At 74.4% G+C, this 15369-nt stretch carries 12 protein-coding genes; 5 read left to right on the forward strand and 7 right to left on the reverse strand.

All coding sequences use genetic code 11. The features are described from left to right. Positions 1–25: 25 nt before the first annotated feature. Positions 26–1213, reverse strand: a complete 1188-nt coding sequence (locus tag ACWCPI_RS36020) for a lycopene cyclase family protein (protein ID WP_451042178.1) — start codon at positions 1211–1213, stop codon at positions 26–28. Positions 1214–1448: 235 nt separating this feature from the next. On the opposite strand from ACWCPI_RS36020, the gene ACWCPI_RS36025 reads away from it, so the two are divergent. The 5 genes from ACWCPI_RS36025 to ACWCPI_RS36045 all read left to right on the forward strand — a co-directional run bounded on the left by ACWCPI_RS36025 (position 1449) and on the right by ACWCPI_RS36045 (position 7547). Then, the gene (locus tag ACWCPI_RS36025; RefSeq protein WP_451042179.1) at positions 1449–2825 is read left to right on the forward strand and encodes a polyprenyl synthetase family protein; all 1377 of its coding nucleotides are present in this window, start codon (positions 1449–1451) and stop codon (positions 2823–2825) included. Further along, positions 2822–4393: a phytoene desaturase family protein gene (gene crtI, locus ACWCPI_RS36030; RefSeq protein WP_451042180.1), complete on the forward strand. Its 1572-nt coding sequence runs from the start codon at positions 2822–2824 to the stop codon at positions 4391–4393. The genes ACWCPI_RS36025 and crtI overlap by 4 nt, the downstream gene beginning before the upstream one ends. Continuing rightward, a complete protein-coding gene (locus tag ACWCPI_RS36035) occupies positions 4390–5418 on the forward strand; it encodes a phytoene/squalene synthase family protein (RefSeq protein ID WP_451042181.1) in 1029 nt (342 codons plus the stop codon). Before crtI ends, ACWCPI_RS36035 begins: the two co-directional genes overlap by 4 nt. Further along, a complete protein-coding gene (locus tag ACWCPI_RS36040) occupies positions 5415–6428 on the forward strand; it encodes a DUF5914 domain-containing protein (RefSeq protein WP_451042182.1) in 1014 nt (337 codons plus the stop codon). Before ACWCPI_RS36035 ends, ACWCPI_RS36040 begins: the two co-directional genes overlap by 4 nt. Before the next feature lie 264 nt (positions 6429–6692). Further along, positions 6693–7547 carry an alpha/beta fold hydrolase gene (locus ACWCPI_RS36045; RefSeq protein ID WP_451042183.1) on the forward strand — a complete coding sequence of 285 codons (855 nt, stop codon included), beginning with the start codon at positions 6693–6695 and terminating at the stop codon, positions 7545–7547. On the opposite strand, the gene ACWCPI_RS36050 is transcribed toward ACWCPI_RS36045, so the two are convergent. Genes ACWCPI_RS36050 through ACWCPI_RS36075 form a run of 6 tightly spaced genes read right to left on the reverse strand, consistent with a single transcriptional unit; the run spans position 7537 to position 15368 of the window. Then, positions 7537–8979, reverse strand: a complete 1443-nt coding sequence (locus ACWCPI_RS36050) for an aldehyde dehydrogenase family protein (RefSeq protein ID WP_451042184.1) — start codon at positions 8977–8979, stop codon at positions 7537–7539. The two genes, ACWCPI_RS36045 and ACWCPI_RS36050, sit on opposite strands and share 11 nt — an antisense overlap. Continuing rightward, positions 8979–9353, reverse strand: coding sequence for a nuclear transport factor 2 family protein (locus ACWCPI_RS36055; protein ID WP_451042185.1), 375 nt, complete (start codon positions 9351–9353; stop codon positions 8979–8981). The genes ACWCPI_RS36050 and ACWCPI_RS36055 overlap by 1 nt, the downstream gene beginning before the upstream one ends. Positions 9354–9394: 41 nt before the next feature. After that, the gene (locus ACWCPI_RS36060; RefSeq protein WP_451042186.1) at positions 9395–10678 is read right to left on the reverse strand and encodes an ATP-grasp domain-containing protein; all 1284 of its coding nucleotides are present in this window, start codon (positions 10676–10678) and stop codon (positions 9395–9397) included. Beyond that, positions 10675–12303 (reverse strand): condensation domain-containing protein, encoded by a 1629-nt coding sequence (locus ACWCPI_RS36065; RefSeq protein ID WP_451042187.1) that lies wholly within the window; start codon positions 12301–12303, stop codon positions 10675–10677. The genes ACWCPI_RS36060 and ACWCPI_RS36065 overlap by 4 nt, the downstream gene beginning before the upstream one ends. A 9-nt stretch (positions 12304–12312) precedes the next feature. Next, positions 12313–13605: a cytochrome P450 gene (locus tag ACWCPI_RS36070; protein ID WP_451042188.1), complete on the reverse strand. Its 1293-nt coding sequence runs from the start codon at positions 13603–13605 to the stop codon at positions 12313–12315. Then, on the reverse strand, positions 13602–15368 hold the full coding sequence (locus ACWCPI_RS36075; protein WP_451042189.1) for an amino acid adenylation domain-containing protein: 1767 nt from the start codon (positions 15366–15368) through the stop codon (positions 13602–13604). Before ACWCPI_RS36075 ends, ACWCPI_RS36070 begins: the two co-directional genes overlap by 4 nt. Position 15369 lies beyond the last annotated feature (1 nt).

The following is a 15369-nucleotide window of genomic DNA, read 5'->3' on the forward strand; positions in this document are numbered from 1 at the left end:
CTCCAGGTGGTCGGGGCCGGGCGGCTCACTCGAAGGGGCGGCGGGGCAGGCGGGGCAGTTCCACGGCGGAGCGGAGCATCGGGGCGATGGGGGTGCGCAGGCCGATCCGGAGGTCCTCGGGCAGGCTGGTGCGTCCGTCGAGGAAGCGCAGGATCCGTTCCATGGGGACCTGGCCGAACAGCCCGCTCAACAGCGCGGGTCCGTCGGCCCGGCCGCTGTCGAGGGCGCGCAGCAGGACGGCGTCCATGGCACGGGAGCGCGCCGAGTGGGCGGGCGGCGGCACCGGGCGCCGTCCCTGGCGCAGCGCCGCGGCGACGGCCCGGGTCTGCCGCTGGATGCCGGCGAAGGTGTAGCCGGTGGCGGGCCTGGTGGCGCCGCCCGCGGCGCCGATACGGAAGACCGATGCCCCGACCCGTCGCGGCATCGGGGCGTCCGTCATCGGGATGACTCCGGTCTCGGTCGCGGTGATGTGCCGCTCGCCGACCCGCAGGACGTCGTCGGCGTAGTGCCGTACGGCCTCCTCGTAGCCGTCGGCCGTGCGCAGCCTCGTTGAGAACTCGGTGTACTCCACGAGGGCCTCGTGCGTCCCGACCGGCAGGACGTACCCGAAGGACAGGCCGTCGGCGGGCTGCGCGGTACGGAAGTCCATGAGGTCCGCGGTGCCGGGTTCGAAGGCCGGCCGGGACGTGCGGACGAACCAGCCGTGGAAGTGCTGGAGCAGGGTCGTGCGGGCGGCCGGCAGGCTGCCGAGGGGCCGGGAGTCGAAGACCCAGCGCGCGGCCAGGACCCGGTGCCCGCCGCCGGGGTCGTGCAGATGGACGTGCGCTCCCCGGCGGACCTCCTCCACGGCCTCGACGGTGGCCTGCACGCGCCGCACGTTCGGACTGCGCCGCAGGTGCCGCGTCACGAGCTGCTCGAAGTCGTCCGAGCGGATCATCTTGTACCGCAGGGGCGCGATGTCCCCTTCGATGGGGGCGCCGGTTCGAGGGCGCACCCGCAGCCGGCCCCAGTCGGCCGTCACCGCCGCGTCGAAGCGGCCACGGCCCGGCTCCCAGAAGCACCATGTGCGGCGCGGCGGACGGAGCGGCCCCGGTGGCGCCTCGACCAGCACCACCGACGGGGTGCGCATCCCGGACACGTGTCCGGACAGGCGGTGAGCGAGGGACAGTCCGGCGGCGCCCGCCCCCACGACGGCCACGTCCGCCTCCAGCACGGCTGCTCCCTTCGTCCTGCGTCCGGGTGTTCGTCTCCGGTCTTCCCGTGTGCGGGCCCCGGCGGATGCAGTCACCCGTACGCGCCGAGACGGTGCCGCCGTCCGGCGGATCCCGCGCAGGCACCAACCGTTTTCCGGGAATCCGGATCACGCCGCATCCGTCCGCCGCACACGGGCCGAAGGACGTCGGTGAGGGAGCGATCCGCTGCACGACGACACGTACGAGAGGAACGGGATGGGCCCCACACCGGCGAAGGATCACCACGCGGCCGTACCGCCGCCCGCCCCGCGTCTGGTCTCCGTGGCGGGAGGCGGCCGGGTGGGTGCCGCCGGGGTGTCGCAGGACACGCCGGACGCCACGGCCCTCCTCGTGCCGGTCGACGCGGGCGACGCACGGGCGGTCGACGCGGACGTGCCGGCCGCCGTGGCCGCGGTCCTCCAGCAAATCCTGGCCGATCGTGTCGCCCGCGCCGGTGCCCTGGATCCGCTGTTCGCCGAGGATCTGGCCGGCCGGGTCGCACGCTTCACCCAGGCGGGCGGCAAACGCGTCCGTCCGCAGCTGCTGTGGTGGTCCCTGCGAGCCTGCGGCGGCGGCAACGGGTCGGCCGCCGCCGCGCTGCGGATCGGCGCGGCCCTGGAACTGCTGCAGACCTGCGCCCTGGCGCACGACGACGTCATGGACGGCTCGGCCGTGCGCAGGGGCAGGCCCGCCCTGCACACCCAGGTGCGATCCCGGTACGAGGGCCGCGCCCCCGCCGGGCGCGCCGCGCGCTTCGGGGAGGCGGCCGGGATCCTTGCCGGTGACCTGGCGCTCGCGTGGGCGGACGACCTGGTGGCCGAGACGCCGCTCGGGCCGCGGACGGCGACGGTCGTGCGGCGGCTGTGGAGCGACATGCGCACGGAGATGGTGGCCGGTCAGTACCTCGACGTACAGGCCCAGCTCACCGGGTCGCCCTCGCTGCCGCGGGCGCTGCGCACCGCCTGCCTGAAGAGCGCCCTGTACTCGGTCGCCCGGCCCCTGGCGTTCGGCGCCGCCCTGGCCGGCGCGGACGACGCCACGACGCGAGCCCTGTGCTCGGCGGGCCGCTGCGTCGGCATGGCGTTCCAGTTGCGCGACGACCTCAACGACGTCTACGGCGACCCCGGGCAGACCGGCAAGGTGTGCGGCGGGGACGTCCGCGAGGGCAAGCCGACGTATCTGATCGCGCTGGCCCGGGCCCGGGCCGAGGCGGCCGGCGACCGCGGTGCGCTCGCGGTGCTCGAACGGTCACTCGGGGACCCGGAGTTGACCGAGGCGGATCTCGGTGACGTGCGTGGCGTGCTGGAGCGTACGGGAGCCAGGGCGACGGTCGAGACCAGGATCGACCGTCTGGTCGCGCAAGGGCTGCAGCATCTCGACGGTGCTCTCCTCGACCGGGAGGGCGGGGCGCGTCTGCGCCTGCTGCTGGGCGCGGCGGCCGGCGGGACCGCTGCCGTAGGCAGGGGGGCCGGGAGTCTGGCCACCACCATCGGCGCCGCCACCGCCGGGGCCACTGCCGAGGGCACGGAGGCCGGGAGCCGGGCCGCCACCATCGGCGCTGCCGCCGCCACTGCCGAGGAGCGTGTGCGATGAGCGCCGCGGTGCCCGGACGGACCGACCATGTGGTGGTCGTGGGAGCGGGACTCGCCGGCCTTTCGGCCGCTCTGCATCTGCTGGGGGCGGGACGTCGTGTCACCGTCGTCGAGCGTGATCCGCTCCCCGGCGGCCGCGCCGGACGTCTGGACCTCGGCGGCTACCGGATCGACACCGGCCCGACGGTGCTGACCATGCCCGAACTCGCCGACGAGGCCTTCGCCGCGGTGGGCGACAGTCTCGCCGAACGTGTGGAGCTGATCGCCCTGCGTCCGGCCTACCGGGCCTGCTTCGCGGACGGCAGCACACTCGACGTGCACACCGACGCGGAGGCCATGGCCGCGGAGGTCGAGCGCTTCGCCGGACCCGACGAGGCGGCGGGCTACCTGCGGCTGCGCGACTGGCTGCGCCGGCTCTACCGGGTGCAGATGCGCAGCTTCATCGACGCCGACTTCGACTCCCCGCTGAGCCTGCTCCACGGGGACCTCGCCCGGCTGGCCGCACTCGGTGGCTTCGGCCGGCTGGACGCCCGTATCGGCCGCTTCCTGCGCGACGAGCGGCTGCGTCGGGTCTTCTCCTTCCAGGCCCTGTACGCCGGGGTGCCGCCGGCCCGGGCCCTGGCCGCGTACGCCGTCATCGCCTACATGGACACCGTCGCCGGCGTGTACTTCCCGAAGGGCGGCATGCACGCGCTGCCGCGGGCCATGGCGGACGCCGCCGCGGACGCGGGCGCCGAACTGCGGTTCGCGGAGCGGGTGACCCGCCTGGAACGTTCCGGGCAGCGGGTCACCGCCGTGGTCACCGAGCAGGGCCGCATCCCCTGCGACGCGGTGGTCCTCACGCCCGACCTGCCCGTCGCCTACCGGCTCCTGGGCCGGCGCCCGCGCCGACCGCTGCGGCTGCGGCACTCGCCGTCCGCCGTGGTGCTGCACGCGGGGACGGACCGGACCTGGCCTCAACTGGCCCACCACACGCTCTCGTTCGGCGCGGCCTGGGAAGGCACCTTCGACGAGCTCACCCGGCAGGGGCGGCTGATGAGCGATCCCTCGCTGCTCATCACCCGGCCCACCGCCACCGACCCCGGTCTCGCTCCCCCGGGCCACCATCTGCACTACGTCCTGGCGCCCTGCCCCAACACCGACATCGGACCCGCAGCCGCCACCTGGGGTGACCTCGGCCCGCGCTACCGGGCCACGCTCCTGAGGGAGTTGGAGCGGCGCGGCCTCGACGGCTTCGAGGCCGCCATCAACGAGGAGGCCCTCGTCACGCCCGCTTCCTGGCAGGCCGAGGGGCACGCCGCGGGCACCCCGTTCTCCGCGGCCCACACGCTCTCGCAGACCGGGCCGTTCCGCCCCCGCAACGTCGTGCGGGGCACCGACAACGCCGTGCTCGCCGGCTGCGGCACGACACCGGGCGTGGGCGTGCCGACCGTCCTGCTGTCGGGGAAGCTGGCCGCCGCCCGGGTCACCGGCCGCCCCCGGCGCCGCCCGGGCCGCGCGGGGCCGGACTCGCCGTACCGGGCGCCCGTGTCCACCTCACCCTTCCCCGTCAAGGAGACCTCGGCATGACCGACCGCGAACTCGACGCGGCGGGCATCGGTGACCCGGCGCTGCGCCAGGCGTACCACCACTGCCGCACGCTCAACGCACGGCACGGCAAGACGTACTTCCTTGCCACCCGGCTGCTGCCGATCGAGCGCAGGCCGGCCGTGCACGCCCTGTACGGCTTCGCCCGCTGGGCCGACGACATCGTCGACACGCTCGACCCCACCTCCTCGGCCGCCCACCGTGTCGCGGCTCTCGCGAAGCTCGAACGCGGCCTGGAGGAGGGGCTGCGGCACGGGCACAGCGACGAGCCTGTGGTGCGGGCCCTCGCCGACACCGCGCGCCGCTACGCCATCGCCCACGCGCACTTCCACGACTTCATGGCGGCGATGCGTTCCGACCTGGTGGTGAGCGACTATCCCAGCTACGCCGACCTGCGCCGCTACATGCACGGTTCGGCCGCGGTCATCGGACTGCAGATGCTGCCGGTGCTCGGCACGGTGGTCCCCCGTGAGGAGGCCGCACCGCACGCCGCCGCGCTGGGCGTGGCCTTCCAGTTGAGCAACTTCCTGCGGGACGTCGGCGAGGACCTCGACCGCGGTCGGGTCTACCTGCCCGGCGATCTGCTCGCCGGCCACGGCGTCGACCGGGGTCTGCTGCGCTGGAGCCGGGACACGGGCCGCGGCGACCGCCGTATCACCGCCGCGCTGCGGGAGTTCGAGGCGCTGACGCGCGGTGTGTACCGCGAGGCTGCGCCGGGCATCGGGATGCTCGACCCGGTGGCACGGCCGTGCATCCGTACCGCCTTCGTGCTCTACGGCGGGATCCTGGACGCGGTCGCCCGTGACGGATACGCGGTCCTGCACCGTCGGGCGGTGGTGCCGCGCCGACGGCGCGCAGTGGTGGCCGCCGACGGGCTCGCCCGGGTGGTCTCCGCGCGGCTGCGCGCGGGCACGCACGGCCGGCACCTTGCGGAAGCGGGGCCGGGCCACCCGCGGTTCGCGCCGCCCGGTGTTCCGCACAGGCCCGTCCCCGAGGAGGTCGCGTGACCGCCGGCCCGGGCCGACGCCGTCGGCTGCCGCTCTCCGTACGCCGCCGTCCCCTGCCGTGGGACCGGCAGCGGCCCACGTGGCGCGCCGCCAAGCCGGCGGTGATCGCCGGGGCGCTCAAACGCGCCCAGGCCCGTCCGTCCGGGAACTGGTACGTCGTCGGCGCCTCCCGCGACCTGCGCGCCGACCGTCCGCTGGCCCGCACCGTGGCGGGGCGCGAGGTGGTCGTCTGGCGCGGCGCGGACGGCCGGGTGGTGGGCGGTCCCGGTGTCTGCCCGCATCTGGGAGCCCCTCTGCGGGACAGCCCCGTGCGCTGCGGCACGCTGGTGTGCCACTGGCACGGACTCGCACTCGAAGGCACCCCGTACGCGGGCTGGGCCCCCTTCCCGGTGCACGACGACGGCGTCCTCACCTGGGTGCGGCTGGACGAGGCCGGTGGGGAACCGCCGCTGCGGGCGCCGGTGGTGCCGCCACGACCCGAACGCACCGTTGCGCTGACGGCCGTCCACGTCGGTACGGGGACGTGCGAGCCCGAGGACGTCGTGGCCAACCGTCTCGATCCCTGGCACGGGGCGTGGTACCACCCGTACTCGTTCGTCGACCTCGACGTGACCGGTGTGCCCGACGGGTCCGCGAGCGGGGCCGACGACTGCTTCACCGTCGACGTCTCCTTCAAGCTGGCAGGGCGGCTGGTCGTACCGGTCCGGGCCGTCTTCACCGCTCCCGAGCCGCGTACGGTCGTCATGCGCATCACCGAGGGAGAGGGCGAGGGCTCTGTCGTCGAGACCCATGCCACTCCCCTCGGACCGGACCGGTACGGCCGTCCGCGCACCGCGGTGATCGAAGCCGTGATGGCGACCTCCGACCGGCGGGGCTTCACCGTCGCCCGCTCGGCGGCACCGCTCCTGCGCCCGCTGGTGGCCCGGGCGGCGGGCCGACTGTGGCGCGACGACCTCGCCTACGCCGAACGCCGCTGGCAGCTGCGCTCGACGGGCCGCTTTCCCGGCTGAGACACCTGCTCACGCGCCCGGCCGGCCGCCGGGTGGCGTCACCCGGCGGCCCACCATCGGCACCGGCACGGGGATCCCCCACTGCATCCCCGGTGCCGCCCCGGCGGGTGTCCGGCTCATCCCCTGGCGGCGAGATCACGCGGACCACTGCCCGGCGGCGCCTTGCCCCCGGGAGGGGAGAGATGGCACGCAGGGCAGTGAGATCAGTGCATCGTGAGGATCTGGGAAGGATGCCGTCTCGAAGCTACTCGGAGGAGCACAGGGATGCCGTACGTCGTGGCACGTGACGGGACGAAGATCGCGTATCGCTCGCTCGGGCAGGGACCGCCGCTGATGTGCCTCGCCGGTGGGCCGGGGACGGACGTGCGGAGCCTGGGGAACCTGGGCGGGCTCGACCGGCACAGGACGCTCGTTCTGGTGGACTCACGCGCGGCGGGTGCCTCGGACGTGCCGGCCGACCGGTCCGGCTGCGCCTACACCGAACAGGTCCACGATCTGGAGGCGCTGCGTCGTCACCTGGGAGCCGGGCCCGTGGACGTACTGGCGCACTCTGCAGGTGCCCTGACCGCCCAGCACTACGCAGCCTCGTTCGCGGACGGGGTGCGCCGTCTGGTACTGGTCGCGCCCGCCGGCCGCATCGGGCGGGAGGTCGACCCGACCGAGGTCGCCGCCCTTCGGGCGCGGCGCGCAGACGAGCCGTGGTATCGCCCCGCCGCCGCGGCCGCGGAGCTGTTGGCCACCGGCGTCTCGGGCGCCTCGGCCGAAGAGGCGCAACGGCGATCGGCGCCCTTTCTGTACGGCAGGTGGACGGAGAAGACCCGTGCTCACCATGAAGCCGACCGTGTCCGGCCGCCCTCCTGGCTCTACGAGGCCTTCTACCGAGGGAACCCCGCCGAGCACGCGGCCGAGGAGCGGTTGAGGTTCCTGCGGTCGGTGGCAGTCCCGGTGCTGGTGCTGGCAGGCGCCGAGGACTGCGTCGCCGGCACCCGGCCGGCCGCGCTGACCGCCAAGCTGTACCGGTACGGCAGGCTCGAGACCGTTCCCGGCGCCGGCCACCATCCGTGGCTCGATGAACCGGAGTGCTTCCGCGACGTGATCGAAGCCTTCCTCAGCGACTGACTCCGGGCCCGGGGAGGCAGGCCCGCTCCCCCTCCGGGGCATCGCCCGTGGACCGGGCCGCGTGCTGCACCAGCTTCAACGCCCCGAAGGACAGCAGCCCTTGCACGCCGCCTTCGTAGCCGTACCCGCTCGCGCCGCGTCCGCCCAGGGGCGCGTCGGGAGCGGCCCCCGGGGAGCAGTTGACGCCCACGCTCCCGGCGTCGAGTCGCCGGGCCAGCTCACGCGCATGGGCGGTCTCGCCGTAGACGTACGCGGACAGCGCGTACGCGGTGCTGTCGGCCAGCGCGACGGCTTCCGCGTCGTCGCGGTAGGGCAGGACCGGCGCGACCGGCCCGAACGGCTCCTCGTGCAGGATCCGCGCCTGCGGCGGCACGTCACTCAGCACCGTGGCCGGGTAGTGGAAGCCTGCTGTCTCGGGGACGCGCCCTCCGAGCACCAGGCGTGCGCCGCAGCGTACGGCGTCCTCGACCAGGGCGTGCACGGCCGCGCGGCGGCGCGCGCTGTTCAACGGCCCCATCGTGCCGCCCGGCTCGCTGTCCGGTGCGGGCGCGCCGAGCACCAGGCGTCGTACGAAGGCATCGACGACCCGTTCGTGCACGATGAAGCGGCTCGGGGCGCCGCAACTCTGGCCGGCCGAGCCGAACTTGGCGACCGTGAGGGCGTCCACGGCGGACTCGACATCCGCGTCCTCGGTCACGATCACCGGTGCGTGCCCGCCCAGTTCGAGAACACACGGAGTGAGCTGCTGCGCCGCGGCGGCAGCCACCTGGCGGCCGACGCCGGTGGAGCCGGTGAAGGAGACGCGCCGGAACTCCGGGCGGCGCACCAGCGCCTCGGCCTCGGCCGGCGCCGCGTGCACCACCTGGACCAGACCGTCGGGCAGCCCGGCCTCGGCCGCCGCCCGAGCCACCGCGGCGGGGACGCAGGGGGTCTCCTCGGGCCCCTTGACGACGACGGAGCAGCCCATGGCGAGGGCGGGGCCGAGCTTGCGGGCGAGTACCACGGCGGGGAAGTTCCACGGCACGATCGCCAGTACCGGGCCGGCCGGGTCCACCACGACCTCACGCACGATCCCGGCGCGTTCGGGCAGCGCGGTGGGCCTGGTGACCTCGACAGCGGCGTCGGCGCTCCACCGAAGGGTCTCCACGGCGCGCCGGAGCTCCGCCAGGGCCTCGGCCGGCGTCTTGCCGTGCTCCTGGCTGAACCGGGGCGCGAGCTCGGGCAGTCGGCGGTCCAGGGCGTCGGCGAGGTCCCGGATCTTGCGGGCCCGGTGCTCCACCGCCCTGCCCGCCCAGTCCGGCGACGCCTGCGCGGCCCTGCGCGCGATCCGGGGCACGTCCGCCGCGGCCAGCAGCGGGACCTCACCGATGCGCCGTCCCGTACGGGGATCGACCACGGCCGCGACCGCGCCGCGTCCCGTCTCGGTGGCCATCAGATCGCCGGCCGGAAGAAGTAGGTACGACGGCCGACGATCCGGCCGTCGCGGACGGTGTAGGTGTCCGCGAACTGCTCGTCCAGGGCTGCACCGGACCGGCTCGTACCGGTGAACCTGCCCCAGCAGGCGGCGGCTTCCAGATCACTGACGATGTGCAGCACATGATGGCACCCGGAGGCGACGACGCGTTCGAGGCGATAGAAACGCTCGATCCGGGCCAGGCCGCGCAGCGGCTCGTAGCCGGGGCGGTCGTACACGCAGTCCTCGGCGAAGACACGGCCGAGGTCGTCCCAGCGTGCCGCGTCGATGATGGAGAAGAGCTCGGTCACCAGGCTCTCTGCCGACCGGGTGACCGTCGTGGGTGCAGCCATGTTCCTTCCTGTCCTTCCTGCGCAGGGGTTCGTGAACCGGGTCAGGCCAGCAGGGACGCGGCGGGAACCCGGCGGATGCCGTCCGCGTCCTCGAATTCGTAGGTGAGAACCGCCAGGGCCTTCGCGATCACGGCGGTCATCGCGGCGTGGTCGTCGCAGGCGCCCCACAGGATGTCCATCTCGTGGGTCATCACCCCGCCGGGCAGCTCGTCGCCGGGCCGCACGAACGTGCGGTACCCGCAGATCCCGTCCAACTGCCGCACCTCCCGCCGGCCGTGGACGGCGACGAACCGGCAGGGGGCGACCGGCGCGAGCCCGTGATGCTGGAAGTGCACGCGCTCCGGCCGCAGTTCGCCGGCCTCGACGTCCTCGCCGAGCGCCTGCCGGCCCGCGAGCCGCACCAGGTCGACTCCGCAGGCACGCCGGGACAGCTCGTTGATGTGCCCGCCGACGCGCCCGTTGACCTCGATGATCCTTGGCCCCGCCGGGGTCAGCTTGATCTCGGTGTGGGTCAGGCCGGTGCGCACGCCCAGGGCCATGAGCGCGCGCGTGGTCAGATCGAGGATCTCCCGCCGTTCCGCGTCGGATGTCTGGGCCGGCCAGTACTGGCCCGGCTCCCGGAAGGGGTGCGCCAGCGGGAACTTACCGGTCAGCGCCAAGTGGTCGACGCCGTCGGGGCCGCACAGGCTCTCGACGGACACGTAGTCACCGGACGGCAGACCGGGCCTGCCCACCAGCAGTTCCTCGACGACGAGCGGCGCTTCGCGGCCGGGGGGCGTGGGGACCGCGGCGAACAGTTCGGCGAGCAGGGCCGGGGCCACGGCCGCATCGTGCACCGCGTGGGTGTTGCGGCTGCCTTCGCCTCTGACGGGCTTCACGATCGCGGGGAGACCGACCGCCGCGACCGCCGAGGGCCAGTCCGCCGGAGCGCGCAGCGGATGGCTGCGCACCTCGTCGACGCCGGCCTCCCTGAGCCGTCGCCGCTGGCGCACCTTGTCGGTGAGCAGGCGGGCGGTGTCCTCGTCGTGGAAGGGCAGCCCGAGATCGGCGGCGAGCCGGGCGGCGGTCCGCAGCATCGGTTCGCTGAAGGTGACCAGCGCCGACGGCCCGTAGCCCCGCAGCGCCGCGGAGTCGGCCGCCGGGTCGCCCGTGAGCGGGAGTACGGCGCCCAGGGTGCCCAATACCTCGGCGAGCCGCGCCACATGATCGGTGGGGGCCACCACGAACACGATGTCCGCGAGGTCACGCAGCCCCACGGCGATGTCCCCCGCGGCCACGGCACCCTTGTCATAGACGACGGCGATGACCGGCCGACCGCCCGTCATGCCCGCACCGCCGGCGATACGGACGGCCGTCCGGCCGGGGCGGAGGGATCCTCGGCCGCGACGGCCAGCGCCTGCCGGTACAACTCGGTGTAACGCCCCGCATGCTCCGGATCCACCAGGTCGGGATCGAAGTCCACGACGACGCGGCTGCCGCCCTCCAGCCCCTCGACCTCGAAGTCGACGCGGAACGGGAAACTGGGCTTGCCCGCCACCCACCAGCCGTCGGCACGCAGGGCGGTCAGACTCTCCAGGCCGTCGTAGAGGTGGAAGTCGGTGTAGTTGAACGTGACGTCGAAGGCCGGACGGCCGAGCCGGTTCTCGATCTCGGCGAGGGGAAACGCCCGGTGGGGCAGGGACCGCCGCTCGGCCGTCATGGCGTCCCCGGCGAGGTCCGCCCACGAACGGGCGGTCCGTGTGAACCGCATGGGCAGCGTGTTCAGGTGCAGGCCGACCACCAGGTCGGAGTCCGCGGTCTCCGGGCGGGTGCTGACCACCACGCCGGTGACGATGTCCTGGTCGCGGCCGAGCCAGGCGCCGAGTGTCCAGGCGTGCACACCGAGCACGAAGGCCTTCAACGACGTCCCCGACCGCCGAGCCGCGGACCGCAAGGCCGCGAGCAGCTCCGGCTCCAGGTCGAAGGCGTGCTGGCCGACCGGGTTCGCCGCGGCCGGGCGGGCGCCCGGGTCGATCAGCAGCACCGGCGCGTCCGCCTCGGCCCGCCAGAACTCCGCGGCCTCGGGAGAGGCGAGCGCCGCGGCCTCGGCGGCGGCGAAGTCCCGGTGAGCGGTGGCGGGCAGCTCCGGCAGGTCGGGGGTGACACCGCGCAGCAACGCGTCGTACACCGTGAGCAGGTCCACGATCAGCCGTCCCAGCCCCCAGCCGTCGGCGATGGCGTGATGGCAGGAGAGCGCCACCTGGAAGGAGTCCCGATCGGTGACGACATGGCAGCGCAGCAGCGGCGCCCCGCTCCAGTCGAAGGGCCGGTTCACCTGCTCCGCACTCCACCTCCGGGCGAGCTCGGCCGCCGTGTGCGGACCGTCCTCGCCGGCCGACTCGACGGTGAACCGTGGCTCGGCCTCGGCCCACACCAGTTGGACGGGCACCGAGAACGTGCCGAGTTCGAAGGAGGTGCGCAGCGCCGGGTGGCGGCGGCTCACCTCGGTCAGCGCCGCACCGAACAGTTCCTCGTCGAACGCCGCCCGGGTCCGCCAGCCCGTCCTGGAGTGGTACAGCTCGGGATCCCCGCTCGCCTCGCACAGGTAGATCATCCCGACCTGCAGCGCCGAGGCCGGGATCGCCTCGGCCACTCGGTCGGGCACCAGGGCCCGGTCGGCCGGGTCGAGCAGAGCGGCGGGAGCCGGCCCGGCAGCGCCGGACGCGGATGCCTCGGCGTCCTTCTCGGCGGCGGACTGTTCGAGGTGGGCCGCCAGTTCGCGGGCCGTCGGGTAGTACAGAAGATCCCGCAGGGAGACGGCAAGACCCCGGCTCTGCGCCTCGGTGACGACGCGCAGCGCGGTGAGCGAGTCCCCGCCCATCGCATAGAAGTCGTCGTCGGGGCCGATGTCCGCATCGCCCAGGTGCGTGCGCACGAGATCCAGCAGCAGGTCGGTGACAGAGACAGTCATGGGCTCCCCTCAGAGCGGACGGGCCTGGCTCGGGGCGCGGCGGCGTGCGTCCGCGCTCAGCCGGGTGCGGACGGGCACTCGGGTGAACCCCGCCACGAAGTTGGACGCGAGCCGGCGCGGCGGCCCGGCCGGCTCGAACTCCTCGACCAGGGCGACGATCTGCTCGAAGAGCACGCGCAGGGTCAGCCGGCCCACGGCCGCGCCCAGGCAGTAGTGGGGGCCGTAGCCGAACGCGATGTGCCGGTTGTCGGGCCGGGGGACGAGGAACCGCTCGGGGTCGGCGAAGACCGTCTCGTCACGGTTGGCCGAGCCCACCCACACCGCCACCGCGTCCCCCGCCGGCACCACGCCGCCGCTGAGTTCGACGTCCTGGACCGCGTACCGCAGGAAGGAACGGGCGGCTGACGTCCAGCGCAGTCCCTCCTCCACGAGCGCCGGGACGAGTTCCGGGTTCTCCCGCACCGCCCGGTACACCTGGGGGTTCCGGGCGAGGGCGAGCACGGTGCCCGCCGCGGTGTGCGGGGTGGTGGCGTTCGCGCCGAGCAGCACGCTGTAGCAGTTGACGACGACCTCGTCCCGGGTGAGCGCGGTCCCCTCCACGGAGGCGGCCGTCAGGTGGCGGATGAGGTCCTTGCCCTCGGTGCCCGCCCTCGCCCGGGCTTCTCGCGCGAAGTACTCGAACAGCTCGTGGTGCGCGATGGCGAGCGTCGCGGCGCCGCTGCCCGTGCGGTGGACCGGATCCTCGGGCGCCGCCGCCATGCCGGTCCATCGCACGAGGTCCGGCCAGTCCTCCTCGGGCAGGTCCATCAGTGCCGCGGCCGCCGCCATGGGCAGCAGCGCGGCATGCTCGCTCACCTCCCACACCTGGTCGTCGGCGACCGATCGCAGGGCCGCGTCCACGGCCGTCCGGATCCGCTGCTCCGCCGCCGCCAGCGAGGCACCGCTGAACAGGGCCCGCAGCGGCCGGCGCAGTTCGCCGTGGCGGGGCGGGTCCGTGGCGACGAGCATCTTGCCCGCCGCGGCGTCACCCCGCCCGAGCTGCTGGAGGAGGCTGCCCCGCTCGGACGTGAACTCGCGGTGCTGACCGAGCACCCGGCAGGCGTCCTGGTAGCGGGTGACCGACCAGAAGGCGCGTCCGTCCGGCAGTTGCTGGCGGTGCAGCGGCGCCCGGCGCCGCATCGCCGCCCACACCGGATGGGGGTCGCCCGCTGCGTGGAAGCCCGCGTCGAACAGGTCGACGCCGTCCAGGTCGACCGCGTCGAGGTCGGTCACGGACCAGCCGCCCGCCAGGTCCTGCGTCATGATCGCGACCTCGCTTCCGCCACGGCTCGGGCCAGTCCGGCAGGGCTCGGGTCCAGATACAGGGAGCGCGGCGAGATGTCGACGCCGTACGACCGCCGCAGTTCGCCCAGGATCGTGACGGCCAGCAGCGAGTTCCCGCCGATCTCGAAGAAGTCGTCGTCCGCGCCGATACCGACGACGCCGATGTGGTCCGTCCACAGCTGGACGATCGCGCGCTCCAGCGGCGACCCGGGCGCCCGGTGGGGCGCGCTCAGCTCGGGCCTGTCCTGCACCGACGTGGCGGCCAGGGCTGCACGGTCCACCTTGCCGTTCGGGGTGAGCGGCAGCGTGTCGGCGATCCGCACGAGCGCGGGCACGCAGTAGTCCGGGAGCACCCGCACCAGTCGCTCCCGCACGTCCAGCGCGGACAGGGGACCTGTGTCGTCGGCGACCACATGGCCGATCAGCCGGCGTTCCCCGGACGGTGCCCGTTGGACGACGACCGCGGCCCGGGCCACGCCGGGCAGCGCGGCCAGCGCCGACTCCACCTCGCCGGTCTCGACCCGGAAGCCCCGGATCTTCACCTGGTCGTCGTCGCGCCCGAGGAACTCCAGCGTGCCGTCGGACAGCCGCCGCACCCGGTCTCCGGTGCGGTACATGCGGGCGCCGGGCGCCGGTGCGTACGGGTCGGCCACGAACCGCTCGGCTGTCCGTCCCGGGGCCCCGAGATAGCCGTGGGCCAGGCCTTCACCGGTGACGTACAGTTCCCCTTCCGCGCCGTCCGGCACGGGACGCAGCCGCTCGTCCAGGACCCGCGCCCCGGTGCCCCTGATGGGCCGGCCGATCGGGACCGTCGCGGTGGCGGGCGCCTCCCGCATGGGGTGGCAGCAGCTGAACGTGGTGTTCTCCGTGGGTCCGTACCCGTTGACGACGGTGGTGCCCGGCAGGGCGGCGACGGCGCGGGCGACATGCGGCCCGGACAGCACGTCGCCACCCGCCAGCAGGCAGCGCAGCCCACGCAGGTCGTCCACACCGGTGTCGACGACCTGGTGGAACAGGCCGGCGGTCAGCCACATCACCGTGACGCCCTCGCGGCCCGCGTACGCGGTCAGTTCGGCGGCGGACAGCTGCCCGGGCGGGGCGACGGCGAGCCGTGCCCCGGACAGCAGCGCCCCCCAGACCTCCCAGGTCGACGCGTCGAAGGCGAGGGGCGCGAACTGGAGGAACACGTCGTCCGCGCGGATGTCGGTGATGTCCGTCCCGACCACCAGGCGCAGCACCGCCCGGTGCGGGACGCACACCCCCTTGGGCCGGCCGGTGGACCCCGAGGTGTAGGCGACGTAGGCGATGTCCTGCGGTCCGGTCCCGGCGGCCGGCCCCGCGGCCGGCAGGTCGTCGTCCTGCTCGCCGCCGTCCGGGGTGAGCACCGTACGGCCGTGGGCCGACATCTCGGCCGCCAGGTGAGGTGGCGACAGCACCACCTTCACCGAGGCGTCGTCGAGGACGGTCTGCCGCCGTTCGAAGGGCTGTCGGGCGTCCAGCGCCAGGTAGGCGGAACCGGCCTTGAGCACGGCGAGGAGCATCACCACCGCCGCGGCGGATCGCTCGGCGTGCACGGCGACGACGTCTCCGGGCCGCACCCCGTGCCGCCGCAGCCGCCCTGCCGTCCGGTCGGCTCTGGCGTCGAGCGCGGCGTAGGTCAGCTCGCCGTCGTGGGCGCTGACCGCGACCGCGTCGGGTGTCTCGCGGACCCGCTCGGCGAACACCCCGTGAATGGTCTGCATG

This window comes from Streptomyces sp. NPDC001920 (assembly GCF_053594495.1).

Bases quoted from the DNA above. Each gene is read 5' to 3' on its own strand.
- ACWCPI_RS36025 (WP_451042179.1), top strand. From the start codon at position 1,449: ATGGGCCCCACACCGGCGAAGGATCACCACGCGGCCGTACCGCCGCCC.
- crtI (WP_451042180.1), top strand. From the start codon at position 2,822: ATGAGCGCCGCGGTGCCCGGACGGACCGACCATGTGGTGGTCGTGGGA.
- ACWCPI_RS36035 (WP_451042181.1), top strand. From the start codon at position 4,390: ATGACCGACCGCGAACTCGACGCGGCGGGCATCGGTGACCCGGCGCTG.
- ACWCPI_RS36045 (WP_451042183.1), top strand. From the start codon at position 6,693: ATGCCGTACGTCGTGGCACGTGACGGGACGAAGATCGCGTATCGCTCG.
- ACWCPI_RS36050 (WP_451042184.1), bottom strand. From the start codon at position 8,979: ATGGCCACCGAGACGGGACGCGGCGCGGTCGCGGCCGTGGTCGATCCC.
- ACWCPI_RS36055 (WP_451042185.1), bottom strand. From the start codon at position 9,353: ATGGCTGCACCCACGACGGTCACCCGGTCGGCAGAGAGCCTGGTGACC.
- ACWCPI_RS36060 (WP_451042186.1), bottom strand. From the start codon at position 10,678: ATGACGGGCGGTCGGCCGGTCATCGCCGTCGTCTATGACAAGGGTGCC.
- ACWCPI_RS36065 (WP_451042187.1), bottom strand. From the start codon at position 12,303: ATGACTGTCTCTGTCACCGACCTGCTGCTGGATCTCGTGCGCACGCAC.
- ACWCPI_RS36070 (WP_451042188.1), bottom strand. From the start codon at position 13,605: ATGACGCAGGACCTGGCGGGCGGCTGGTCCGTGACCGACCTCGACGCG.
- ACWCPI_RS36075 (WP_451042189.1), bottom strand. From the start codon at position 15,368: ATGCAGACCATTCACGGGGTGTTCGCCGAGCGGGTCCGCGAGACACCC.